Source organism: Streptomyces sp. NPDC050388, assembly GCF_040655635.1.
Taxonomy (GTDB): domain Bacteria; phylum Actinomycetota; class Actinomycetes; order Streptomycetales; family Streptomycetaceae; genus Streptomyces.
Genome location: NZ_JBFAKH010000037.1, coordinates 1 through 23,524 on the forward strand (window position 1 = coordinate 1; position 23,524 = coordinate 23,524).

20 protein-coding genes are annotated in these 23,524 nt (G+C 70.2%); 18 read left to right on the forward strand and 2 right to left on the reverse strand.

The features are described from left to right. The 6 genes from AB0I73_RS21780 to relA all read left to right on the forward strand — a co-directional run. On the forward strand, nucleotides 1–234 hold a 234-nt coding region (locus AB0I73_RS21780), incomplete at its 5' end, for a Holliday junction DNA helicase RuvB C-terminal domain-containing protein (protein ID WP_363039736.1). Nucleotides 235–399: 165 nt separating this feature from the next. Then, nucleotides 400–909 (forward strand): preprotein translocase subunit YajC, encoded by a 510-nt coding sequence (yajC, locus tag AB0I73_RS21785; RefSeq protein WP_363039738.1) that lies wholly within the window; start codon nucleotides 400–402, stop codon nucleotides 907–909. Nucleotides 910–1,037: 128 nt separating this feature from the next. Next, nucleotides 1,038–2,828 (forward strand): protein translocase subunit SecD, encoded by a 1,791-nt coding sequence (gene secD / locus AB0I73_RS21790; RefSeq protein ID WP_363039740.1) that lies wholly within the window; start codon nucleotides 1,038–1,040, stop codon nucleotides 2,826–2,828. Nucleotides 2,829–2,831: 3 nt separating this feature from the next. Next, nucleotides 2,832–3,950 (forward strand): protein translocase subunit SecF, encoded by a 1,119-nt coding sequence (gene secF, locus AB0I73_RS21795; RefSeq protein ID WP_363039742.1) that lies wholly within the window; start codon nucleotides 2,832–2,834, stop codon nucleotides 3,948–3,950. Further along, a complete protein-coding gene (locus AB0I73_RS21800) occupies nucleotides 3,947–4,495 on the forward strand; it encodes an adenine phosphoribosyltransferase (RefSeq protein ID WP_363039744.1) in 549 nt (182 codons plus the stop codon). The genes secF and AB0I73_RS21800 overlap by 4 nt, the downstream gene beginning before the upstream one ends. A gap of 194 nt (nucleotides 4,496–4,689) precedes the next feature. Then, the gene (gene relA, locus AB0I73_RS21805) at nucleotides 4,690–7,248 is read left to right on the forward strand and encodes a GTP pyrophosphokinase (protein WP_363039746.1); all 2,559 of its coding nucleotides are present in this window, start codon (nucleotides 4,690–4,692) and stop codon (nucleotides 7,246–7,248) included. 112 nt (nucleotides 7,249–7,360) lie between these two features. Here relA and AB0I73_RS21810 read toward each other — a convergent pair whose 3' ends face one another. Both AB0I73_RS21810 and AB0I73_RS21815 read right to left on the reverse strand, forming a co-directional pair. After that, nucleotides 7,361–8,590 carry a DUF349 domain-containing protein gene (locus AB0I73_RS21810; RefSeq protein ID WP_363039748.1) on the reverse strand — a complete coding sequence of 410 codons (1,230 nt, stop codon included), beginning with the start codon at nucleotides 8,588–8,590 and terminating at the stop codon, nucleotides 7,361–7,363. A gap of 137 nt (nucleotides 8,591–8,727) precedes the next feature. Then, nucleotides 8,728–9,549, reverse strand: a complete 822-nt coding sequence (locus tag AB0I73_RS21815; protein ID WP_363039750.1) for a peptidylprolyl isomerase — start codon at nucleotides 9,547–9,549, stop codon at nucleotides 8,728–8,730. 204 nt (nucleotides 9,550–9,753) lie between these two features. Here AB0I73_RS21815 and AB0I73_RS21820 point away from each other — a divergent pair, with 204 nt between their 5' ends. The 12 genes from AB0I73_RS21820 to aroC all read left to right on the forward strand — a co-directional run bounded on the left by AB0I73_RS21820 (nucleotide 9,754) and on the right by aroC (nucleotide 23,520). Next, the gene (locus tag AB0I73_RS21820) at nucleotides 9,754–10,464 is read left to right on the forward strand and encodes an MBL fold metallo-hydrolase (RefSeq protein WP_363039752.1); all 711 of its coding nucleotides are present in this window, start codon (nucleotides 9,754–9,756) and stop codon (nucleotides 10,462–10,464) included. Nucleotides 10,465–10,476: 12 nt separating this feature from the next. Then, nucleotides 10,477–11,739 carry a histidine--tRNA ligase gene (gene hisS, locus AB0I73_RS21825; protein WP_363039754.1) on the forward strand — a complete coding sequence of 421 codons (1,263 nt, stop codon included), beginning with the start codon at nucleotides 10,477–10,479 and terminating at the stop codon, nucleotides 11,737–11,739. A 299-nt stretch (nucleotides 11,740–12,038) separates the two neighbouring features. Then, nucleotides 12,039–12,698: a vitamin K epoxide reductase family protein gene (locus tag AB0I73_RS21830; RefSeq protein ID WP_363039756.1), complete on the forward strand. Its 660-nt coding sequence runs from the start codon at nucleotides 12,039–12,041 to the stop codon at nucleotides 12,696–12,698. Between the two features lie 43 nt (nucleotides 12,699–12,741). Continuing rightward, complete coding sequence (locus AB0I73_RS21835) at nucleotides 12,742–14,097, forward strand: replication-associated recombination protein A (protein WP_363039758.1); 1,356 nt, start codon at nucleotides 12,742–12,744, stop codon at nucleotides 14,095–14,097. A gap of 337 nt (nucleotides 14,098–14,434) precedes the next feature. Beyond that, nucleotides 14,435–15,049, forward strand: coding sequence for a 30S ribosomal protein S4 (rpsD, locus tag AB0I73_RS21840; RefSeq protein ID WP_109379468.1), 615 nt, complete (start codon nucleotides 14,435–14,437; stop codon nucleotides 15,047–15,049). A gap of 275 nt (nucleotides 15,050–15,324) precedes the next feature. Continuing rightward, nucleotides 15,325–15,768: a DUF948 domain-containing protein gene (locus tag AB0I73_RS21845; protein WP_363039760.1), complete on the forward strand. Its 444-nt coding sequence runs from the start codon at nucleotides 15,325–15,327 to the stop codon at nucleotides 15,766–15,768. 7 nt (nucleotides 15,769–15,775) lie between these two features. Further along, on the forward strand, nucleotides 15,776–16,147 hold the full coding sequence (locus AB0I73_RS21850; RefSeq protein ID WP_363039762.1) for a hypothetical protein: 372 nt from the start codon (nucleotides 15,776–15,778) through the stop codon (nucleotides 16,145–16,147). Further along, the gene (gene alaS, locus AB0I73_RS21855; RefSeq protein ID WP_363039764.1) at nucleotides 16,147–18,819 is read left to right on the forward strand and encodes an alanine--tRNA ligase; all 2,673 of its coding nucleotides are present in this window, start codon (nucleotides 16,147–16,149) and stop codon (nucleotides 18,817–18,819) included. The genes AB0I73_RS21850 and alaS overlap by 1 nt, the downstream gene beginning before the upstream one ends. A 44-nt stretch (nucleotides 18,820–18,863) precedes the next feature. Further along, nucleotides 18,864–19,328, forward strand: coding sequence for a Holliday junction resolvase RuvX (ruvX, locus tag AB0I73_RS21860; RefSeq protein ID WP_109379564.1), 465 nt, complete (start codon nucleotides 18,864–18,866; stop codon nucleotides 19,326–19,328). A gap of 124 nt (nucleotides 19,329–19,452) precedes the next feature. Then, a complete protein-coding gene (gene mltG / locus AB0I73_RS21865; RefSeq protein ID WP_363039766.1) occupies nucleotides 19,453–21,216 on the forward strand; it encodes an endolytic transglycosylase MltG in 1,764 nt (587 codons plus the stop codon). Continuing rightward, complete coding sequence (locus tag AB0I73_RS21870) at nucleotides 21,216–22,043, forward strand: shikimate dehydrogenase (RefSeq protein WP_363039768.1); 828 nt, start codon at nucleotides 21,216–21,218, stop codon at nucleotides 22,041–22,043. Before mltG ends, AB0I73_RS21870 begins: the two co-directional genes overlap by 1 nt. Before the next feature lie 292 nt (nucleotides 22,044–22,335). Beyond that, nucleotides 22,336–23,520, forward strand: coding sequence for a chorismate synthase (gene aroC / locus AB0I73_RS21875; RefSeq protein WP_109379462.1), 1,185 nt, complete (start codon nucleotides 22,336–22,338; stop codon nucleotides 23,518–23,520). The last annotated feature ends 4 nt before the right edge of the window (nucleotides 23,521–23,524 follow it).

The following is a 23,524-nucleotide window of genomic DNA, read 5'->3' on the forward strand; positions in this document are numbered from 1 at the left end:
CTGCTCAGGCTGTTCGGCGGCGGCCCGGTCGGCCTGTCCACGCTGGCCGTCGCGGTGGGCGAGGAACGTGAGACCGTGGAAGAGGTCGCCGAGCCCTTTCTCGTCCGGGAGGGCCTGCTCGCCCGTACCCCGCGCGGCCGGATCGCGACCCCGGCGGCATGGGCGCACCTCGGCCTCACCCCGCCCGGCTCCCACGGAACCGGAAACGGACAAGGGGACTTGTTCGGGGCATGAGGGGGCCGGCACCGGCCGGGACAGGAACCCCGGTGCCACGCTGAGCGTTGTTCCCTGCGCGCGGACTCGCCTAGACTCCGCCGATGCCACCGCTTGCAGGCGGCATCACATACCCCCAACCAACAGGCCGTTCACCATCGCGGTCATGTGAAGGAAGTCCGACCCGTGAGTCTCCTGACCCTCCTCCCGTTCATTGTGCTCATCGGGGCCATGTTCCTGATGACCCGGTCGGCCAAGAAGAAGCAGCAGCAGGCCATCGATATGCGGAACCAGATGCAGCCGGGTTCCGGTGTCCGCACGATCGGGGGCATGTACGCCACGGTCAAGGAGGTCAGTGAGGACACGGTCCTCCTCGACGCCGGCCCCGGCGTGGAACTGCTGTTCGCGAAGAACGCCATCGGTGCCGTCCTGAGCGACGACGAGTACAACCACATCGTCCACGGCATCGAGCACGACCTGAAGTCCGACGCCGACGTCGTCCCCGACGACGCCTCCTCCCTCACCGAGACCGACGACTCCCCCGGCGCTGCCGCCTCCGACGACGCGCCGGTCGATTTCGGTAAGAAGGACGAGAAGGAAACGGCTGACACGGCCGACGAGCCGGCCGACGCCGCCGACAAGGCGAAGACGGACGAGCAGCCGAAGAAGTCCGAGGGCGGTTCCGGGACGAAGTAGTCGAGCCCCGGGGTGCGCGGGCCCGCCCGCGCACCCCGGGACCCGCCCCGCTCGCACGGAATCCCCAGACCAGTCATGGCCGCCCGCCCATCGACCGGGCCCGAGGCGGCCCGAGAGGGAGTACGAAGGTGGCTGCACTCAAAAAGGGAAACAAAGCGAGCGTCACAAGCAAGCCGTGGCGCTCGCTCACCCTGATCCTGATCGCCATCGTGGCGCTCACCGGAGGCATGTTCGCCTCCGGGCACAGAACCCCGCGTCTGGGCATCGATCTGGCCGGCGGCACCAGCATCACGCTGGCGGCGGTCCCCGAGGCCGGCCAGGAATCCGCGATCAACCCGGCCAACATGGCAACCGCGGTCTCCATCATGGAACGTCGCGTCAACGGCCTCGGCGTCTCCGAGGCAGAGGTCCAGACGCAGGGCGACCGTAACATCATCGTCAACATTCCCAAGGGCACCAACTCCGAGCAGGCCCGGAAACAGGTCGGCACCACCGCCAAGCTCTACTTCCGTCCGGTCCTCGCGACCGAACTCGCCACCGGCGGAGCCGCCCCCACGCCCCGCACCACCGATGGTGCCCCGGGCCAGGGCACCGGAGCGGACAAGGCCACCGACAAGGCGAGCGAGAAGGCCACGGACAAGACCACCGACGAGGGGTCCCCGTCCGCCTCCACCAGCCCGTCGGCGAACCCCACCACCCAGGGCCGCGCGGTCACCGACGCCCTGAAGGCCGACGCCACGCCGTCGGCGGCCCCCAGCGGCCCGGCCGAGGACGGGGCCACCCCCTCCCCGTCCGCCACGGGCGGTACGGACAGCAGGCTCCAGGCCCAGTACGCCGCGCTCGACTGCACCAAGGCGAGCGTCCGCGCCACCGCCGGAGACGGCGCCAAGTCCACCGACTCGACCGTGGCCTGCGGCCAGAACTCCCAGGGCCAGTGGCAGAAGTACATCCTCGGTCCCGCCGCCGTCGACGGCACGGACGTCGACCAGGCCAAGGCCGTCCTCAACACGCAGTCCGGTGCCGGCTGGACCGTCACCATGGACTTCACGGACAAGGGCAGCAGCAAGTTCGCCGACATCACCGGCAAGCTGGCCCAGAACCCGTCCCCGCAGAACCAGTTCGCCATCGTCCTGGACGGCGAGGTCGTCTCCGACCCCTACGTCAGCCAGGCCCTCACCGGCGGCAACGCGGAGATCTCCGGCAACTTCACGCAGAAGTCGGCCGAGGAACTCGCCAACATGCTCTCCTACGGCGCGCTGCCGCTGACGTTCCGCGAGGACAGCGTCACCACCGTCACCGCCGCGCTCGGCGGTGACCAGCTGCACGCCGGCCTCATCGCCGGCGCGATCGGCCTCGCCCTGGTCGTCCTGTACCTGCTCGTCTACTACCGCGGTCTGTCCTTCATCGCCGTCGCCTCGCTGCTGGTGTCCGCGTCCCTCACCTATGTGATCATGGCCCTGCTCGGCCCGACCATCGGCTTCGCGCTGAACCTGCCGGCCGTCTGCGGCGCCATCGTCGCGATCGGCATCACGGCGGACTCGTTCATCGTCTACTTCGAACGCGTGCGGGACGAGATCCGTGAGGGCCGCACCCTGCGCCCCGCCGTGGAGCGGGCCTGGCCGCGCGCCCGGCGCACCATCCTGGTCTCCGACTTCGTCTCGTTCCTCGCCGCCGCGGTGCTCTTCGTCGTCACCGTCGGCAAGGTCCAGGGCTTCGCGTTCACGCTCGGCCTGACCACGGTGCTCGACGTCGTGGTGGTGTTCCTGTTCACCAAGCCGCTGCTGACGCTGATGGCCCGCCGGAAGTTCTTCGCGAGCGGTCACAAGTGGTCCGGTCTCGATCCGAAGGCTCTGGGAGCGAAGCCGCCGCTGCGCCGCACCCGCCACCACTCCGCCCCCTCCCACCCGAAGGAGGCGTGAGAGATGTCGAAGCTCGGTGGTCTCGGCGCCCGACTGCACCACGGTGAGGTCGGCTACGACTTCATCAAGAGCCGCAAGATCTGGTACGGCATCTCCCTCCTGATCACCGTCCTGGCCGTCGTCGGCCTGGCGGTGCGCGGCCTCCACATGGGCATCGAGTTCCAGGGCGGGGCGGTCTTCACCACCCCGAAGAACATGAGTGCCTCGGTCGCCCAGGCCGAGACCTACGCGGAAGAGGCCTCCGGCCACGACGCCGTCGTCCAGAAGCTCGGTGACGGCAGTCTGCGCATCCAGATCGCGGCCATCGACACGGGTGTCTCGGACAAGATCAAGACGGAGCTCTCCCAGGACCTGAAGGTCAGTCCCGAGCAGATCAACGCGGACCTGGTCGGTCCCAGCTGGGGCGAGCAGATCGCCAACAAGGCATGGCTGGGCCTCGGCATCTTCCTGTTCCTGGTCGTGATCTATCTGGCCGTCGCCTTCGAGTGGCGCATGGCCGTCGCCGCGTTCGTCGCGCTGATCCACGACATCACCATCACCGTCGGCATCTACGCCCTCGTGGGCTTCGAGGTCACCCCGGGCACGGTGATCGGGCTGCTGACCATCCTCGGCTACTCTCTCTACGACACGGTCGTGGTGTTCGACAGCCTCAAGGAACAGACCCACGACATCACCCAGCAGACCCGCTGGACCTACAGTGAGATCGCCAACCGCTCCATCAACGGCACGCTGGTCCGCTCCGTCAACACCACGGTGGTCGCGCTGCTGCCGGTGGGCGCCCTGCTGTTCATCGGCGGCGGAGTGCTCGGCGCCGGCATGCTGAACGACATCTCGCTGTCGCTGTTCGTCGGTCTCGCCGCCGGTGCGTACTCCTCGATCTTCATCGCCACGCCGCTCGTCGCCGACCTCAAGGAGCGCGAGCCGTCGATGCGGACCCTGAAGAAGCGTGTCCTGGCCAAGCGGGCCCAGGGCACGGACACGGGCGAGCCGGCCGAGAACCGGGTGCCCGACGACAGCCACGACGACGGGTCGGCGGACGCCGTTCCCGCCGTTGTGGGACCACGCCACCAACCCGCGTCCCGCAACCGCGGTCGCGGCCGACCCCCAGGAAAACGCAGATGACCGAAACAACCGACGCCTCCGCACTGCTGCTGAGCCGTATCCGGGACGTCGAGGACCACCCGGAGCCGGGTGTGATGTTCAAGGACATCACCCCGCTCCTGGCCGACCCCAAGGCGTTCGCCGTGCTCAGCGACGCCCTCGTCGAGATCGCCGAAGCCACCGGCGCCACCAAGGTCGTCGGCCTGGAGGCCCGGGGCTTCATCCTCGGCGCCCCGGTCGCCGTTCAGGCAGGCCTCGGGTTCATCCCCGTGCGCAAGGCGGGCAAGCTCCCCGGAGCCACCCTCAGCCAGGCGTACGACCTGGAGTACGGCTCCGCCGAGATCGAGGTGCACGCCGAGGACCTGACCGCCACCGACCGCGTCCTGGTGATCGACGACGTGCTCGCCACCGGCGGCACCGCCGAGGCGTCGGTGCGGCTCATCCGCAGGGCCGGCGCCGAGGTCGTGGGCCTCGCCGTACTGATGGAACTCGGCTTCCTCGGCGGCCGGGCCCGGGTGGAGCCGGCCCTGGCCGGTGCTCCGTTGGAGGCACTGCTCAGGCTCTGAGCGGCGACGTGGGACGCGCGTGGAGCGCGGCGGAAACCGCACGGGGCGGGCACCGGAGGAATCCGGTGCCCGCCCCGTGCGTTTCACGGGTAGACGGTCCTCACACCGGTCCGTAGGAGAGCCATCGGCCGGGGATGGCTACCATGGGGGCTCCGGAGCCTGCCGGGGACCCGGAAAGCGCACGAGGAGTCCTCTTGCCAGACGAGGCCCAGCACCTGACCGCAGACAAGCCCGAGTCCGACTCGGCTGCGGCGGCCAAGCCCGCGCCCAGCACGCCCTACGCGAAGAACGACACGCGCGGGCCGGTCCAGCACGCCCAGGCCTCTGCCGCGGACAAGCCCGAGCAGCCGCGCCCCAAGCCCGCCCCCCCTCTCGACTCCGCCCGAGCGGGGGGACCGCCCGAGCGCTCCGCCCCCATGGTCCGCCCGAACACCGGACAGCCCGCCCGCTCCGGCTCCTCCAACCGCGTCCGCGCCCGGCTGGCCCGACTCGGCGTGCAGCGCGCCAACCCTTACAACCCGGTGCTGGAACCGTTGCTGCGGATAGTCCGCAGCAACGACCCCAAGATCGAGAACGCCACGCTCCGCCAGATCGAGAGCGCCTACCAGGTCGCCGAGCGCTGGCACCGCGGCCAGAAGCGCAAGAGCGGCGACCCGTACATCACGCATCCGCTCGCCGTGACCACGATCCTCGCCGAACTGGGCATGGACCCGGCCACCCTGATGGCCGGCCTGCTGCACGACACGGTGGAGGACACCGAGTACGGCCTGGAGCAGCTCCGCCGCGACTTCGGCGACACCGTCGCCCTGCTGGTCGACGGCGTCACCAAGCTGGACAAGGTCAAGTTCGGCGAGGCCGCGCAGGCCGAGACCGTGCGCAAGATGGTCGTAGCCATGGCCAAGGACCCCCGCGTCCTGGTCATCAAGCTCGCCGACCGCCTGCACAACATGCGCACCATGCGCTACCTCAAGCGCGAGAAGCAGGAGAAGAAGGCGCGCGAGACCCTGGAGATCTACGCGCCGCTCGCCCACCGGCTGGGCATGAACACCATCAAGTGGGAGCTGGAGGACCTCGCCTTCGCGATCCTCTACCCCAAGATGTACGACGAGATCGTCCGCCTGGTCGCCGAGCGCGCCCCCAAGCGCGACGAGTACCTCGCCGTCGTCACCGACGAGGTGCAGCAGGACCTGCGGGCCGCACGCATCAAGGCCACCGTCACCGGCCGCCCCAAGCACTACTACAGCGTCTACCAGAAGATGATCGTCCGCGGCCGGGACTTCGCGGAGATCTACGACCTGGTGGGCATCCGCGTCCTCGTGGACACCGTCCGCGACTGCTACGCGGCCCTCGGCACGGTGCACGCGCGATGGAACCCGGTCCCCGGCCGGTTCAAGGACTACATCGCGATGCCCAAGTTCAACATGTACCAGTCGCTGCACACGACGGTCATCGGCCCCGGTGGCAAGCCCGTCGAGCTCCAGATCCGCACCTTCGACATGCACCGCCGCGCCGAGTACGGCATCGCCGCGCACTGGAAGTACAAGCAGGAGGCCGTCGCCGGCGCCTCCAAGGTGCGCACCGACGCACCCAAGTCGTCCGGCAAGAGCAAGGACGACCACCTCAACGACATGGCGTGGCTGCGCCAGCTGCTGGACTGGCAGAAGGAGACCGAGGACCCGGGCGAGTTCCTGGAGTCGCTGCGCTTCGACCTGTCCCGCAACGAGGTCTTCGTCTTCACGCCCAAGGGCGACGTCATAGCGCTCCCCGCCGGTGCCACCCCGGTGGACTTCGCCTACGCGGTCCACACCGAGGTCGGCCACCGCACCATCGGGGCGCGGGTCAACGGCCGTCTCGTACCGCTCGAGTCGACCCTGGACAACGGCGACCTGGTGGAGGTCTTCACCTCCAAGGCGGCCGGCGCGGGCCCCTCCCGGGACTGGCTCGGCTTCGTGAAGTCGCCGCGCGCCCGCAACAAGATCCGCGCCTGGTTCTCCAAGGAGCGCCGTGACGAGGCCATCGAGCAGGGCAAGGACTCCATCGTCCGTGCGATGCGCAAGCAGAACCTGCCGATCCAGCGCATCCTCACCGGCGACTCGCTGGTCACGCTGGCGCACGAGATGCGCTACTCGGACATCTCCGCGCTCTACGCGGCGATCGGCGAGGGCCATGTCGCCGCGCAGAACATCGTCCAGAAGCTGGTGCAGGCCCTCGGTGGGGAGGAGGCGGCCACCGAGGAGATCGACGAGTCGGTGCCGCCGGCCCGCGGCCGCGGTCGCAAGCGCCGCACCAGCGCCGATCCCGGCGTCGTCGTCAAGGGCGTCGACGACGTCTGGGTCAAGCTGGCCCGCTGCTGCACGCCGGTCCCCGGTGACCCGATCATCGGTTTCGTGACCCGCGGCAGCGGTGTCTCGGTCCACCGCAGCGACTGCGTGAACGTCGACTCGCTGTCCCGGGAGCCCGAGCGCATCCTCGAGGTGGAGTGGGCGCCCACCCAGTCCTCGGTCTTCCTGGTCGCCATCCAGGTCGAGGCGCTGGACCGCTCCAGGCTGCTGTCGGACGTCACGCGCGTGCTGTCCGACCAGCACGTCAACATCCTCTCCGCGGCCGTCCAGACCTCCCGCGACCGTGTCGCCACCTCCCGCTTCACCTTCGAGATGGGCGACCCGAAGCACCTCGGGCACGTCCTGAAGGCGGTACGGGGCGTGGAGGGCGTCTACGACGTGTACCGGGTGACCTCGGCCCGCAACCGGTAGCCCCGCCGCCGCGCACGGCACGCAAGCCACGGAGCACGAGGCACGAAGCACACGGAAGAGGGGCTCCCGTACACCCGGTACGGGAGCCCCTCTCAGCGCGCGGCGACCGTCGTCAGCCGCCGAACTCCTGCAGCCCCTTCAGCGCCTGGTCCAGCAGCGCCTGGCGGCCCTCCAGCTCCCGCTCGAGCTTCTGGGCCCTGGCCTCGTTGCCCTGCGCCCGCGCCTGCTCGATCTGGCCCCTCAGCTTGTCCACGGCGGCCTGGAGCTGACCGGTCAGGCCCTCGGCACGCGCGCGCGCCTCCGGGTTGGTCCGGCGCCACTCGGCCTCCTCGACCTCCTGCATGGCCCGCTCCACGTTCTGCATCCGGCCCTCGACCTTCGGCCGGGCGTCCCGCGGCACATGGCCGATGGCCTCCCAGCGCTCGTTGAGCGCGCGGAACGCGGCACGGGCGGCCTTCAGATCCGTGATCGGCAGGAGCTTCTCGGCCTCCTCGGCCAGCTCCTCCTTGAGCTTGAGGTTCTCCGCCTGCTCCGCGTCCCGCTCGGCGAAGACCGAGCCGCGGGCGGCGAAGAAGACGTCCTGGGCGCCGCGGAAGCGGTTCCACAGGTCCTCCTCGTGCTCGCGCTGGGCGCGGCCCACGGCCTTCCACTCCGCCATCAGGTCCCGGTAGCGTGCCGCCGTCGCACCCCAGTCCGTCGAGTTCGACAGCGCCTCCGCCTCGGTGACCAGACGCTCCTTGGTCTTGCGGGCCTCCTCGCGCTGCGCGTCCAGGTGCGCGAAGTGCTGCTTGCGCCGCTTGGAGAACGCCGACCGGGCGTGCGAGAAGCGGTGCCACAGCTCGTCGTCGGACTTGCGGTCCAGCCGGGGCAGCCCCTTCCAGGTGTCCACCAGCGCCCGCAGCCGCTCACCGGCCGCCCGCCACTGGTCCGAGCCCGCCAGCTCCTCCGCCTCGGCGACCAGCGCCTCCTTGGCCTGACGGGCCTCGTCGGACTGTTTCGCCCGCTGCGCCCTGCGCTCCTCGCGCCGCTTGTCCACCAGCTCCACGAGCTTGTCCAGACGCACGCGCAGGGCGGCCAGATCACCGACCGCGTGATGGGCGTCGACCTGCTCCCGCAGGTGCTCGACCGCCGTCATGGCGTCCTTCGAGGACAGGTCGGTGGTCTTCACTCGCTTCTCGAGGAGGCCGATCTCGACAACCAGGCCCTCGTACTTGCGTTCGAAGTAGGCCAGTGCCTCCTCGGGGGAGCCCGCCTGCCAGGAACCGACGACCTGCTCTCCGTCAGCCGTACGCACGTACACGGTGCCCGTCTCGTCGACGCGGCCCCACGGGTCGCTGCTCACAGCGCCTCCTCCACATGATGCCTGCGGAGGGCTTTGCTACCCCCGGGCATCGTCCACAGTTTTCGTCACGGCCAACATAGGCGACCGACGGGACACCTGTCCGCATCCCGCGCGACCGAAATTCCGCAGCTGGGCGGTCAGGATGCGGTGACGGTCGCCTTGTCGATCACGACCGTCGCGTTGGGCGGGCCGTCACCCGCTCCGGTGCCGTCACCGGCGGCGGCGATCTTCTTCAGGACCTTCATGCCGGCCTCCGAGACGGTGCCGAACGGCGTGTAGCTCGGCGGGAGCGGGCTGTCCTCGTACACCAGGAAGAACTGACTGCCGCCGCTGTCCTTCTGCCCGGTGTTCGCCATCGCGACGGTGCCCGCCGGGTACGTGTTGTCCTTCAGGCTCTCGTCCTTCAGGTTCTCGTCCGGGATCGTGTAGCCGGGACCGCCGGTGCCGGTGCCCGTCGGGTCACCGCACTGCAGCACGTAGATGCCGTTGGTGGTGAGCCGGTGGCACTTGCTGTGGTCGAAGTAACCCTTGCCGGCGAGGAAGTTGAACGAGTTGACGGTGTGCGGGGCCGCCGACGCCTTGAGCGCCATGTCGATCGTGCCGCAGGTCGTCTCGAGCGTCATCGTGTACTTCGCCGACTCGTCGATGGAGAGCGCCGGCTCCTTCTTCCAGGTCTTCGACGCGACCTCGCCCCCGGCCGGCTTCTCGCACGGGTCGGGCGCCTTGCCGGTCGCCTCGGCGCTCGGCGTGACCTCCGCGCTCGCGTTGGCCTTGTCCCCGTCCGATTCGAACGCCCCGGCCGTGTACAGCGCGAGGCTGCCGATCAGGACCACGCCGAGCGCGGAAGCGATCACCGAGTTGCGGATCCGCGCCTTGCGTCGTGCCTGGGTGCGCCGCTGCTGCTGCCGCAAGAACTTCTCCCGCGCGAGCTGACGCCGCCGCTGTTCCTGGCTGACCACCGGGTTTACTCCTCATGCGTCTCGTGTGCCGACCGGTACGCGTGCCTGCGGCGGACCGACCGTCTGCGTGTGCCCCGTACCGTATATGGGTTCGCTGTGGAATCGGCAGCGCCGGTAGGCTCTGACGACGGGCGCGAGCCCCGTCGCAAGCCTCTCGTATCGACACAACCGTCGACGCGACCCTCGACACAACGAAGGACGATCGTGCTCATTGCCGGGTTCCCCGCCGGGGCCTGGGGGACGAACTGTTATCTCGTCGCCCCCGCCGCCGGTGAGGAGTGCGTGATCATCGACCCCGGCCATCAGGCCGCCCCGGGAGTGGAGGAGGCGGTCCGCAAGCATCGGCTGAAGCCCGTCGCCGTAGTCCTCACCCACGGTCACATCGACCACGTGGCCTCCGTCGTCCCCGTGTGCGGGGCGCACGACGTACCGGCCTGGATCCACCCCGACGACCGGTACATGATGAGCGACCCCGAGAAGGCCCTGGGCCGCTCCATCGGGATGCCGCTGATGGGCGAGCTGACCGTGGGGGAGCCGGACGACGTCAAGGAGCTGGCCGACGGCGTGAAACTCGAACTGGCCGGGCTGGAGCTGACGGTCGCGCACGCGCCGGGGCATACCAAGGGGTCGGTGACCTTCGGCCTGCCCGAGGCGGCGGACATCCCGCCGGTCTTCTTCTCGGGCGACCTGCTGTTCGCCGGCTCCATCGGACGCACCGACCTGCCCGGCGGTGACATGGTCGACCTGCTCGACTCGCTGGCGCGCGTGTGCCTGCCGCTCGACGACTCGACCGTGGTGCTGTCCGGACACGGACCCCAGACGACCATCGGCCAGGAGCGCGCCACCAACCCGTATCTGCGGCAGGTGGCCGCCGGCCAGGGAGCGGATGTGGACGCTCCCCGACGAGGAATGTGACGAGAGACTTCCGTGAGCACCTTCAAGGCCCCCAAGGGCACGTACGACCTGATCCCGCCGGACAGCGCCAAGTACCTCGCCGTCCGTGAGGCCATCGCCGCCCCGCTGCGCGACTCCGGTTACGGCTACATCGAGACACCCGGCTTCGAGAACGTCGAGCTGTTCGCGCGCGGCGTCGGCGAGTCCACCGACATCGTCACCAAGGAGATGTACGCCTTCGAGACCAAGGGCGGCGACCGCCTCGCCCTGCGGCCCGAAGGCACGGCCTCCGTGCTGCGCGCGGCCCTGGAGGCCAACCTGCACAAGGCCGGCAACCTCCCGGTCAAGCTCTGGTACTCCGGCTCGTACTACCGCTACGAGCGCCCCCAGAAGGGCCGGTACCGCCACTTCTCCCAGGTGGGCGCGGAGGCGATCGGAGCCGAGGACCCGGCGCTGGACGCAGAACTGATCATCCTGGCGGACCAGGCGTACCGCTCCCTGGGGCTCAGCGGCTTCCGCATCCTGCTGAACTCCCTGGGGGACAAGGAGTGCCGCCCCGTCTACCGGTCCGCACTGCAGGACTTCCTGCGCGGCCTGGACCTGGACGAGGACACCCTGCGCCGCGCGGAGATCAACCCGCTGCGCGTCCTGGACGACAAGCGCGAGTCGGTCCAGAAGCAGCTGACCGGCGCCCCCCTGCTGCGCGACTACCTGTGCGACGCCTGCAAGACGTACCACGAGGAGGTCCGCGAGCTGATCACAGCCGCGGGCGTCACGTTCGAGGACGACCCGAGGCTGGTGCGCGGCCTGGACTACTACACGCGCACCACCTTCGAGTTCGTCCACGACGGTCTGGGCTCCCAGTCCGCGGTGGGTGGTGGGGGCCGCTACGACGGTCTCTCCGAGATGATCGGCGGTCCCGCGCTGCCGTCCGTCGGCTGGGCGCTCGGTGTCGACCGTACCGTGCTGGCCCTGGAGGCGGAGGGGATCGAACTCGAGCTGCCCGCCACCACCCGCGTGTTCGCCGTCCCGCTCGGCGACGAGGCCCGCCGGGTGCTGTTCGCCAAGGTCACCGAACTGCGCAAGAACGGCGTCGCCGCCGACTTCGCCTACGGCGGCAAGGGTCTGAAGGCGGCGATGAAGGCGGCCAACCGCTCGGGCGCGCGCTACGCCCTGGTGCTCGGCGAGCGCGACCTCGCCGAGGGCGTCGTCCAGCTCAAGGACATGGGGTCCGGCGAGCAGACCGCGGTCGGCGTGAACGAGATCGTGGCCGAGCTGGAGGCACGGCTCGGCTGATCCCCGTACGCGGCCACGCGCGGACCACGCGCCACGGAGGCGCCGGTGTGCCCTTGCGGCATCCGGCGCCTCCGTCGTCGATGCCGGGAACCCTCGGGGCCCGGGGACGCCGATTCGTCCGAACGGGGGGCCCGGCTGGGGCGCGTGTGCGGTCATGGCACAGACGGCGGCCGAAACCGAGCCCTCGCGGGGGTGATTCGTACGTTCTTGTGGCCGGTGGGCGGTGGGTGCACAGGTGCGTGCGGCACAATGGCCCTGCCCGAAGCAGGTCCACACTCCCCAGCGACGGAATCGGCGTGATGAGCAAGACGACTGTGAAGGACGTGTCCACCGTGCCCGAGCCTTCGCCGGGACCCGCCGCCGGGCCGCCCCGCGAGGGCGCAGGCCGTGCGTTGGCCCTGCTCCTGGTCATCACCGGCGCGGCCGGCGTACTCGCCGCGTGGATCATCACGCTGGACAAGTTCAAGCTGCTCGAGGCCAAGGTCAAGGGCGAGACGTTCGTCCCCGGATGCAGTCTCAACCCGGTGGTCTCCTGCGGCAGCATCATGGAGAGCGACCAGGCGTCCGTCTTCGGGTTCCCCAACCCGATGCTGGGCCTGGTCACCTACGGCATCGTCGTCTGCGTCGGCATGAGCCTGCTCGCCGGGGCCCGCTTCCCCCGCTGGTACTGGCTCACCCTCAACGCGGGCACCCTGTTCGGCACCGGTTTCTGCGCCTGGCTGATGTTCCAGTCCCTGTACCGGATCAACGCCCTGTGCCTGTGGTGCTGCCTGGCCTGGGTCGCCACGATCGTCATGTTCTGGTACGTGACGTCGTTCAACGTCCGCAAGGGCTTCCTGCCCGCCCCCGGCTGGCTGAAGAGCTTCTTCGGCGAGTTCACCTGGGTCATGCCGGTGCTGCACATCGGCGTCATCGGCATGCTGGTCCTGACCCGCTGGTGGCATTTCTGGACCAGCTGACGGCCCCGCCGCGTTGTCGGTGCGGTCCTTTAGGGTTGCCGACGTGGAGCCCGACCTGTTCACCGCCGCAGCAGAAGAACGCCAGCAGAAGGACCCGACCGGCAGCCCCCTCGCCGTGCGGATGCGCCCGCGCACGCTCGACGAGGTGGTGGGCCAGCAGCATCTGCTGAAGCCGGGCTCACCCCTGCGCCGGCTGGTCGGCGAGGGTGCCTCGGGCCCCGCGGGCCCGTCCTCGGTGTTCCTGTGGGGGCCTCCCGGCACCGGCAAGACGACCCTGGCCTACGTCGTCTCCAAGGCCACCAACAAGCGTTTCGTCGAGCTGTCGGCGATCACCGCGGGCGTCAAGGAGGTCCGCGCGGTCATCGACGGCGCCCGCCGCGCCTCCGGCGGGTACGGCACGGAGACCGTCCTCTTCCTCGACGAGATCCACCGTTTCAGCAAGGCCCAGCAGGACTCCCTGCTCCCCGCGGTCGAGAACCGCTGGGTCACGCTGATCGCCGCGACCACCGAGAACCCCTACTTCTCGGTCATCTCCCCCCTGCTCTCCCGCTCCCTCCTGCTCACCCTCGAACCCCTCACCGACGACGACGTCCGCGGCCTGATGCATCGCGCGCTCGGCGACGAACGGGGCCTGAAGGGCGCCGTCACCCTCCCCGAGGACACCGGGGACCATCTGGTGCGCATCGCCGGCGGGGACGCCCGCCGCGCCCTGACCGCCCTGGAGGCCGCCGCGGGGGCCGCGCTGGACAAGGGCGAGACGGAGATCTCCCTGGCCACCCTGGAGGAGACGGTCGACCGGGCCGCCGTGAAGTACGACCGCTCCGGCGACCAGCACTACGACGTCGCCAGCGCCCTGATCAAGTCCATCCGCGGCTCCGACGTCGACGCCGCCCTGCACTACCTGGCCCGGATGATCGAGGCCGGCGAGGACCCCCGCTTCATCGCCCGCCGCCTGATGATCTCCGCCAGCGAGGACATCGGCCTCGCCGACCCGAACGCGCTGCCGCTCGCGGTCGCCGCCGCCCAGGCCGTCGCCATGATCGGCTTCCCCGAGGCCGCCCTCACCCTGAGCCACGCCACCATCGCCCTCGCCCTGGCCCCCAAGTCCAACGCGGCCACCACCGCGATCGGCGCCGCCCTGGACGACGTGCGCAAGGGACTGGCCGGGCCCGTGCCGCCGCATCTGCGCGACGGGCACTACAAGGGCGCGGCCGCACTGGGCCACGCGCAGGGGTACGTGTACCCGCACGACCTGCCCGAGGGCATCGCGCGCCAGCAGTACGCCCCGGACCCCCTGAAGGACCGCGCGTACTACGAGCCCACCCGGCACGGAGCCGAGGCGCGGTACGCCGACGCGGTGGAATGGACCAGGAGGCACCTCGGTCGGAAGCAGCCGTGAGCACCCTGTAGAATTTTCCGAAGCTGCGTCCCGTGTCCGGCCCCGCGAGGGAAACCGGCACCACCAGAGCGGGACATCCAGCAGGAGGGTCTGCCCCCGGGTAGGGATCTCCAGGAGCGTCGCGCACCGTCGAACGGTGTCGCGGGCAGCCCACCACCACCCGGAATCCCGGGAGCGGTCGGTGGGCCACTCGCGTGCTGCACGTATGTGCCCAGATCAGGGGAGCGGCTGCCCGGCAGGCCCGACACGGACCCGCGGGGTTTCCCCGGCTGCGGATGCGACCTCCCTTAACCCTGGTGAAGCCGTATTCGCACAGAGAACACGAGGTGTTTGGTTCATGGCGAACCAGTCCCGTCCCAAGGTCAAGAAGTCGCGTGCCCTGGGTATCGCGCTGACCCCGAAGGCCGTCAAGTACTTCGAGGCCCGCCCCTACCCCCCGGGTGAGCACGGCCGCGGCCGTAAGCAGAACTCGGACTACAAGGTCCGTCTGCTGGAGAAGCAGCGCCTGCGCGCCCAGTACGACATCAGCGAGCGCCAGCTCGTCCGCGCGTACGAGCGTGCCGCCAAGACGACGATCAAGACCGGTGACGCCCTCGTCATCGAGCTCGAGCGCCGTCTCGACGCCCTGGTCCTGCGTTCGGGCATCGCCCGCACGATCTACCAGGCCCGTCAGATGGTCACCCACGGCCACATCCAGGTCAACGGCAAGAAGGTCGACAAGCCCTCCTTCCTCCTGCGCCCGGACGACGTCGTGCAGGTCCGTGAGCGCAGCAAGGACAAGACGCTCTTCACGATCGCCCGCGAGGGTGGCTTCGCCCCCGACGGCGAGACCCCGCGCTACCTCCAGGTGAACCTCAAGGCCCTGGCATTCCGCCTGGACCGTGAGCCGAACCGCAAGGAGATCCCGGTGATCTGCGACGAGCAGCTCGTCGTCGAGTTCTACGCCCGCTGACCCCAGCAGGCAGGCGGTACCCCAGCCCGCCGTCTCCCCGCCCCTCAGGGTGGGCGGGGCGGCGGGCTGCTGCATGGGCGCCCCGGCCACGACGTGCCGACCCCGCCGGACGGTAATCCGGTGCGGAGTCCCGGCACCGGCGCGATAGGCTCGGTGCACGAATTTCTTGACGTTCTCGGTGTTTCTCGAAGTTCTCGATGTTCCTTGAGGCTCCTTGAGGTTCTTCGAAGCTCTTCGATGTGGCAGGCACGTTTCTCAGGGAGCAGGTGCGCACAGTGTCCGGTGGAGAGGTGGCCGGAATCCTGGTGGCCGTGTTCTGGGCGATCCTGGTCTCCTTCCTCGCCGTCGCACTGGCGAGGCTGGCCCAGACGCTCCGGGCGACCACCAAGCTCGTGGCGGACGTGACCGACCAGGCCGTCCCGCTGCTGGCGGACGCCTCCTCGGCGGTGCGTTCCGCGCAGACCCAGATCGAACGGGTCGACGCGATCGCCTCCGACGTCCAGGAGGTCACCTCCAACGCCTCCGCGCTGTCGACCACCGTCGCCTCCACCTTCGGCGGCCCGCTGGTCAAGGTCGCCGCCTTCGGCTACGGCGTGCGCCGGGCCGTCAGCGGCCGCAAGGAGGACACGTCCGCCAGGACACCGGGACCCACCGTGATCGTGGGCCGCGCCGTCCCGGGCATGCGGCGGGCGGGGCGCACCCGGGGAAAGAAGGACTGACGCAGCGATGTTCCGCCGTACCTTCTGGTTCAGCACCGGCGTCGCCGCCGGGGTGTGGGCCACCACCAAGGTCAACCGCAAGCTGAAGCAGCTGACCCCCGAGAACCTCGCCGTGACCGCGGCGAACAAGGCGCTCGAGGCCGGCGGCCGGCTCAAGGACCGGGCAGTGGACTTCGCGTTCGAGGTCCGCGACAACATGGCCCGGCGCGAGGCCGAACTGAGCGACGCCCTCGGCCTCGACACCCCCGCCGACCGGGAACTCCCGGCGGCCCGCCGGTACGCCGCCATCGAGAACCGAAACAGCCCGAAGAGCAACCCCCGGTACGTCGAGGGCTCGACGTACCTGACGCACCCGTACAACCGGAATGAGGACCACTGATGGAGTCGGCCGAGATCCGCCGCCGCTGGCTGAGCTTCTTCGAGGAGCGCGGACACACCGTCGTCCCTTCGGCGTCGCTCATCGCGGACGACCCGACTCTGCTGCTCGTCCCGGCCGGCATGGTGCCCTTCAAGCCCTACTTCCTGGGCGAGGTCAAGCCGCCCTTCGACCGCGCCACCAGCGTCCAGAAGTGCGTCCGCACGCCGGACATCGAAGAGGTCGGCAAGACCACCCGGCACGGCACCTTCTTCCAGATGTGCGGCAACTTCTCCTTCGGCGACTACTTCAAGGAAGGCGCCATCAAGCTCGCCTGGGAGCTGCTCACCAGCTCCCAGGAGCAGGGCGGCTACGGCCTGGACCCCGAGCGCCTGTGGATCACCGTCTACAAGGACGACGACGAGGCCGAACGGATCTGGCGCGACGTCGTCGGTGTGCCCGAGGAGCGCATCCAGCGCCTGGGCATGAAGGACAACTACTGGTCCATGGGCGTCCCCGGGCCCTGCGGCCCGTGCTCCGAGATCAACTACGACCGCGGTCCCGAGTTCGGCGTCGAGGGCGGCCCCGCCGTCAACGACGAGCGGTACGTGGAGATCTGGAACCTCGTCTTCATGCAGTACGAGCGGGGTGAGGGCATCGGCAAGGACAACTTCGAGATCCTCGGGGACCTGCCGAGCCAGAACATCGACACGGGCCTCGGCCTGGAGCGGCTCGCCATGATTCTGCAGGGCGTGCAGAACATGTACGAGATCGACACCTCCATGGCCGTCATCAAGAAGGCCACCGAGCTGACGGGCGTGGCCTACGGCGACGCCCAGGCCTCCGACGTCTCGCTGCGCGTGGTCACCGACCACATGCGCACCTCCGTGATGCTCATCGGTGACGGGGTCACCCCCGGCAACGAGGGGCGCGGCTACGTGCTGCGCCGCATCATGCGCCGCGCCATCCGCAACATGCGCCTCCTCGGCGCCACCGGCCCGGTCGTCAAGGACCTCATCGACGTCGTGATCGAGATGATGGGGCAGCAGTACCCCGAGCTGATCACCGACCGCGAGCGGATCGAGAAGGTCGCCGTCGCCGAGGAGAACGCCTTCCTCAAGACGCTGAAGGCCGGCACCAACATCCTCGACACCGCCGTCACCGAGACCAAGCAGTCCGGCGGCACGGTCCTGGCCGGCGACAAGGCCTTCCTGCTCCACGACACCTGGGGCTTCCCGATCGACCTCACCCTGGAGATGGCCGCCGAGCAGGGGCTGTCCGTGGACGAGGACGGCTTCCGACGGCTGATGAAGGAGCAGCGGGAGCGGGCCAAGGCCGACGCCCAGGCCAAGAAGACCGGCCACGCCGACCTCGGCGCCTACCGCGAGATCGCCGACCGGGCCGGCGCCACCGACTTCACCGGGTACACCGACACCGAGGGCGAGTCCACCGTCGTGGGCATCCTCGTCGACGGCGTCTCCTCACCGGCCGCCACCGAGGGCGACGAGGTGGAGATCGTCCTCGACCGCACCCCGTTCTACGCCGAGGGCGGCGGCCAGATCGGCGACACCGGCCGGATCAAGGCCGACTCCGGTGCCGTCATCGAGGTCCGCGACTGCCAGAAGCCGGTCCCGGGCGTGTACGTCCACAAGGGCGTCGTCCAGGTCGGCGAGGTGACCGTCGGCGCCAAGGCCCACGCCTCCATCGACGACCGCCGCCGCAAGGCCATCGCCCGTGCCCACTCCGCCACCCACCTCACCCACCAGGCCCTGCGCGACGCCCTCGGCCCGACGGCCGCCCAGGCCGGTTCCGAGAACCAGCCCGGCCGCTTCCGCTTCGACTTCGGCTCGCCGTCCGCCGTTCCGACGGCCGTGATGACCGACGTCGAGCAGAAGATCAACGAGGTGCTCGCCCGCGACCTCGACGTGCGTGCCGACGTCATGGGGATCGACGAGGCCAAGAAGCAGGGCGCCATCGCCGAGTTCGGCGAGAAGTACGGCGAGCGCGTGCGCGTGGTGACCATCGGCGACTTCTCCAAGGAGCTGTGCGGCGGCACCCACGTGCACAACACCGCCCAGCTCGGCCTGGTCAAGCTGCTCGGCGAGTCCTCCATCGGCTCCGGCGTGCGCCGCATCGAGGCCCTGGTCGGCGTGGACGCCTACAACTTCCTCGCCCGCGAGCACACGGTCGTCGCCCAGCTCCAGGAGCTGATCAAGGGCCGCCCGGAGGAGCTCCCGGAGAAGGTCTCCGCCATGCTCGGCAAGCTCAAGGACGCCGAGAAGGAGATCGAGAAGTTCCGCGCCGAGAAGGTGCTCCAGGCCGCCGGCGGCCTCGCCGAGTCCGCCAGGGACGTCCACGGGGTCGCCCTGGTGACCGGACAGGTCCCCGACGGCACCGGCGCCGACGACCTGCGCAAGCTGGTTCTGGACGTACGCGGCCGCATCCAGGGGGGCCGGGCCGCCGTCGTCGCCCTGTTCACGGTCAACAACGGCAAGCCCCTCACTGTGATCGCCACCAACGAGGCCGCCCGCGAGCGCGGCCTCAAGGCCGGTGACCTGGTCCGCACGGCCGCCAAGACCCTCGGCGGCGGTGGCGGCGGCAAGCCGGACGTCGCTCAGGGCGGCGGTCAGAACCCGGCCGCCGTCGGTGAAGCCGTCGACGCCGTCGAGCGGCTCGTGGCGGACACGGCCAAGTGAGCGGGCCCGTGGCCGGCCCCACGCCGGGCGGGGACGGCCCCGCGATGCGCCGGGGGCGCCGACTCGCGATCGACGTCGGGGACGCCCGTATCGGGGTCGCCTCGTGCGACCCCGACGGGATCCTCGCCACCCCGGTCGAGACCGTCCCCGGCCGGGACGTCCCGGCGGCTCACCGGCGCCTTCGGCAGCTCGTCGAGGAGTATGAGCCGATCGAGGTCGTGGTCGGTCTCCCTCGCTCCCTCAAGGGGGGCGAGGGCCCCGCCGCGGCCAAGGTCCGCGGCTTCACCCAGGAGCTGGCCCGCCGGATCGCGCCGGTGCCGGTGCGGCTCGTGGACGAGCGCATGACGACGGTGACGGCGAGCCAGGGGCTGCGCGCCTCGGGCGTGAAGTCCAAGAAGGGACGCTCCGTCATCGACCAGGCCGCCGCGGTGATCATCCTCCAGCAGGCACTCGAATCCGAACGGGTGTCAGGCAACCCACCCGGTGAGGGCGTCGAAGTGGTCATCTGATCGCGGTACGGTAACGTTCCGCGCGATGCGGTGGCGTTCGAACAGCCACCGCACAGAGAGAGGCGGGACGGGTGCCGGCGCCCCCACAGCCGCGCGACCGCCGCCTCGCGGCTCTAGGGGATCGATGACTGAGTATGGCCGGGGCCAAGGCTCCGAACCGTGGCACCCGGACGACCCGTTGTACGGCGACGGCGGGTGGACCGGGCAGCATGCCCAGCAGGCCCAGCCGGGTCAGCAGTCCCCCTACGAGGGCCAAGCGCAGCATTACCCGCAGCAGCAGTACGGCGACTGGGGCAGCGCCGAGCAGGGCGGATACGGCCAGCAGCAGTACCCGCAGCACGACCAGCAGCAGTACGACCAGCAGCAGTACGACCAGCAGCAGTACGACCAGCAGCAGTACGACCAGCAGTACGCCCCCCAGCAGATGCAGCATCCCGACCAGCAGCCGTACGACACCGGCGGCTGGCACAACGGCGCCCAGCCGCAGGACCCGTACGCGGCGGCCGATCCGACGGACCCGTACGGGCAGCAGGGCGGTGCGTACGGCGCCCAGCAGTCCGACCACTACGGCACACCGGAGGCCTATCCGCCGCCGGAGCCCCCGGCTCACCGGAACACCGAGCCCGAGCGGCGGCCGGAGCGGGAGGCGGACCCGGAGCCGGACACCGACTGGGACCCCGGGCCCGACCAGGGAGAACACGCCTTCTTCTCGGGCGCCGACGATGACGACGAGGACGGTGACGGCGATCCGGGCGCTCGTCGCGGTCGCGGTGAGCGCCGGGGCAAGGGCGGGAAGGGTGTCAGGGAGAAGAAGCGGCGCAACGGATCCGCCTGCCTCGTGGTGGTGCTGGTCCTCGGCGGCGGTCTGGCCGGTGTGAGCTACTTCGGCTGGCAGTTCGTCCAGGATCGTTTCGGCAGTGCCCCGGACTTCGCGGGCGACGGGAACGGCGAGCAGGTCACCGTCACGATCCCCAAGGGGGCGGGCGGATACGCCATCGGCCAGGTACTCAAGAAGGAAGGCGTGGTCAAGAGCGTCGACGCCTTCGTTGCGGCTCAGCAGGGCAACCCGAACGGCGGCACGATCCAGGACGGCGTCTACACGCTCGAGAAGGAGATGTCGGCCGACGCCGCCGTCGAGCTCATGCTCAGCCCGAAGAGCCGCAGCAACCTGATCATCGCCGAGGGCAAGCGCAACGCCGAGATCTACAAGCTCATCGACACACGCCTCAAGGTCGAGGACGGGACCACCGCGAAGGTCGCCAAGAATGACTGGGAGAAGCTCGGCCTGCCCGACTGGGCGGTGAACCACGAGGACGTCAAGGACCCCCTGGAAGGGTTCCTGTTCCCCTCCAGCTATGGCGTGTCCGAGGGGCAGACGCCCGAGGACGTGCTGAAGGGCATGGTCGAGCAGGCCACCGCCACCTACGAGAAGCTCGGAGTCGAGAAGAAGGCCGAGAGCCTCGGTCTCGAGGACCCGTGGCAGCTGGTCACCGTGGCGAGCCTCGTCCAGGCCGAGGGCACCAGCCACAGTGACTTCCGCAAGATGTCCGAGGTCATTTACAACCGGCTCAAGCCGGGCAACACCGAGACCAACGGCATGCTGGAGTTCGACTCCACCTACAACTACGTCAAGAACCAGAGCAAGATAGACCTGAGCCTCAGCGAGCTCAGGAACTACGACAACCCGTACAACACGTACTTCTACAAGGGCCTGCCGCCCGGACCGATCAGCAACCCCGGCGAGGACGCCATCAAGGGCGCGCTCGCCCCGACGAACGGCGGCTGGTACTACTTCATCTCGCTCGACGGCAAGACCAGCGAGTTCACCAAGACCAACGCCGAGCACGCGAAGCTGGTCGAAAAGTGGAACGAGTCGAGGAAGAACTGATGACCGCACCCCGCCGTGCCGCGGTCCTCGGCTCCCCGATCGCCCACTCCCTCTCCCCGGTGCTGCACCGTGCCGCGTACGCGGAACTGGGGCTGAGGGACTGGACGTACGACCGTTTCGAGGTCGACGAGCAGGCGCTGCCGGGCTTCTTCGAGACGCTCGGACGCGAGTGGGCCGGGCTGTCGCTGACCATGCCGTTGAAACGGGCAGTGATCCCGTTGCTGGACGGCATCAGCCGGACCGCGGCCTCGGTCGACGCGGTCAACACCGTCGTGTTCGCCGAGGACGGCCGCCGGACCGGTGACAACACCGACATCCCCGGCATGGTCGCCGCCCTGCGCGAGCACGGCATCGAGAAGGTGGACACCGCGGCCGTCCTCGGCGCCGGAGCCACCGCCTCGTCCGCGCTGGCCGCGCTGGCGCGGATCTGCACGGGCGAGGTCTCCGTCTACGTCCGCAGCGCGGCCCGCGCCGCCGAGATGAGGCAGTGGGCCGAGCGGCTCGGCGTCGCGGTGCGCATCGCCGACTGGGACGACGCCGATCAGGCCCTGCACGCTCCGTTGGTGATCGCCACTACCCCGGCGGGCGTCACCGACACCCTCGCCCGAGCCGTACCGGAACGCCCCGCGGCCCTCTTCGACGTGCTCTACGACCCCTGGCCGACCGCCCTCGCAACCCGCTGGTCGGCGTACGGCGGCGCCGTGATCGGTGGGCTCGACCTGCTGGTGCACCAGGCGGTGCTCCAGGTCGAGCAGATGACGGGACGCGCCCCGGCCCCGCTGGCCGTCATGCGAGAAGCAGGCGAGCGCGCTCTCGCGGCCCGATAGGCTCCCGTCCCGGTTCCGCAGGCGGCCGAAAACGGGCAGGGACGCGGGGCGGCCTCCTCGGAGCCCATGTTCGGCCGCAGCGGACGCAGCGGCAGCCCGGGGCACAGGCCCGGCCCGATTCCCCGGCGCCTGCGCAGCCCGTCCGTCTGATGGACCGGCGGCCGGATGCACCGCCCGGACGTGGGAGGATCGGAAACGGCGGGCCGGGGCCGCGCACCCCGTCGCGCCGTAGCCGTACGCGAGGACGCGCGTGCGCAGAGCAGTACCAGGGCGCGAGCACCGAGGAGCACCGTTGAGCAGGTTGCGCTGGCTGACCGCGGGGGAGTCCCACGGCCCCGCACTCGTCGCGACGCTGGAGGGTCTTCCCGCCGGCGTACCGATCACCACGGACATGGTGGCGGACCATCTCGCGAGGCGGCGGCTGGGCTACGGTCGCGGTGCCCGGATGAAGTTCGAGCGGGACGAGGTCACCTTCCTCGGCGGCGTCCGGCACGGCCTCACCCTCGGTTCCCCGGTCGCGGTCATGGTGGGCAACACCGAGTGGCCGAAGTGGGAGCAGGTCATGGCGGCCGACCCGGTCGACCCCGAGGTCCTGGCCGGCCTCGCCCGCAACGCCCCGTTGACCCGCCCGCGCCCCGGCCACGCGGACCTCGCCGGCATGCAGAAGTACGGCTTCGACGAGGCCCGGCCGATCCTGGAGCGGGCCTCCGCGCGCGAGACCGCGGCCCGCGTGGCACTGGGCGCGGTGGCCCGGTCGTACCTGAAGGAGACGGCCGGCATCGAGATCGTCTCCCACGTGGTGGAGCTGGCCGCCGCCAAGGCGCCCTACGGGGTGTACCCGACCCCGGCCGACGTGGAGAAGCTGGACGCGGACCCGGTGCGCTGCCTGGACGCGGGCGCCTCGGAGGCGATGGTCGCCGAGATCGACCAGGCCCACAAGGACGGCGACACCCTCGGCGGCGTGGTCGAGGTGCTGGCGTACGGCGTCCCCGTCGGGCTGGGCTCGCACGTGCACTGGGACCGGCGCCTCGACGCCCGGCTGGCCGCCGCCCTCATGGGCATCCAGGCGATCAAGGGCGTCGAGGTCGGCGACGGCTTCGACCTGGCCCGGGTGCCCGGTTCCAAGGCGCACGACGAGATCGTCCCCACCGACGAGGGCATCCGGCGCGCCTCGGGCCGCTCCGGCGGCACCGAGGGCGGCCTGACCACCGGTGAACTGCTGCGGGTGCGGGCCGCGATGAAGCCCATCGCGACCGTGCCGCGGGCGCTGAAGACGGTGGACGTCGCCACCGGCGAGGAGGCCGCCGCCCACCACCAGCGCTCCGACGTGTGCGCCGTGCCGGCGGCCGGCATCGTCGCCGAGGCCATGGTGGCACTGGTCCTCGCGGACGCGGTCGCGGAGAAGTTCGGCGGCGACAGCGTCACCGAGACCCGCCGCAACGTGACGTCCTACCTCGAGAACCTGGCCGTCCGGTGACCCC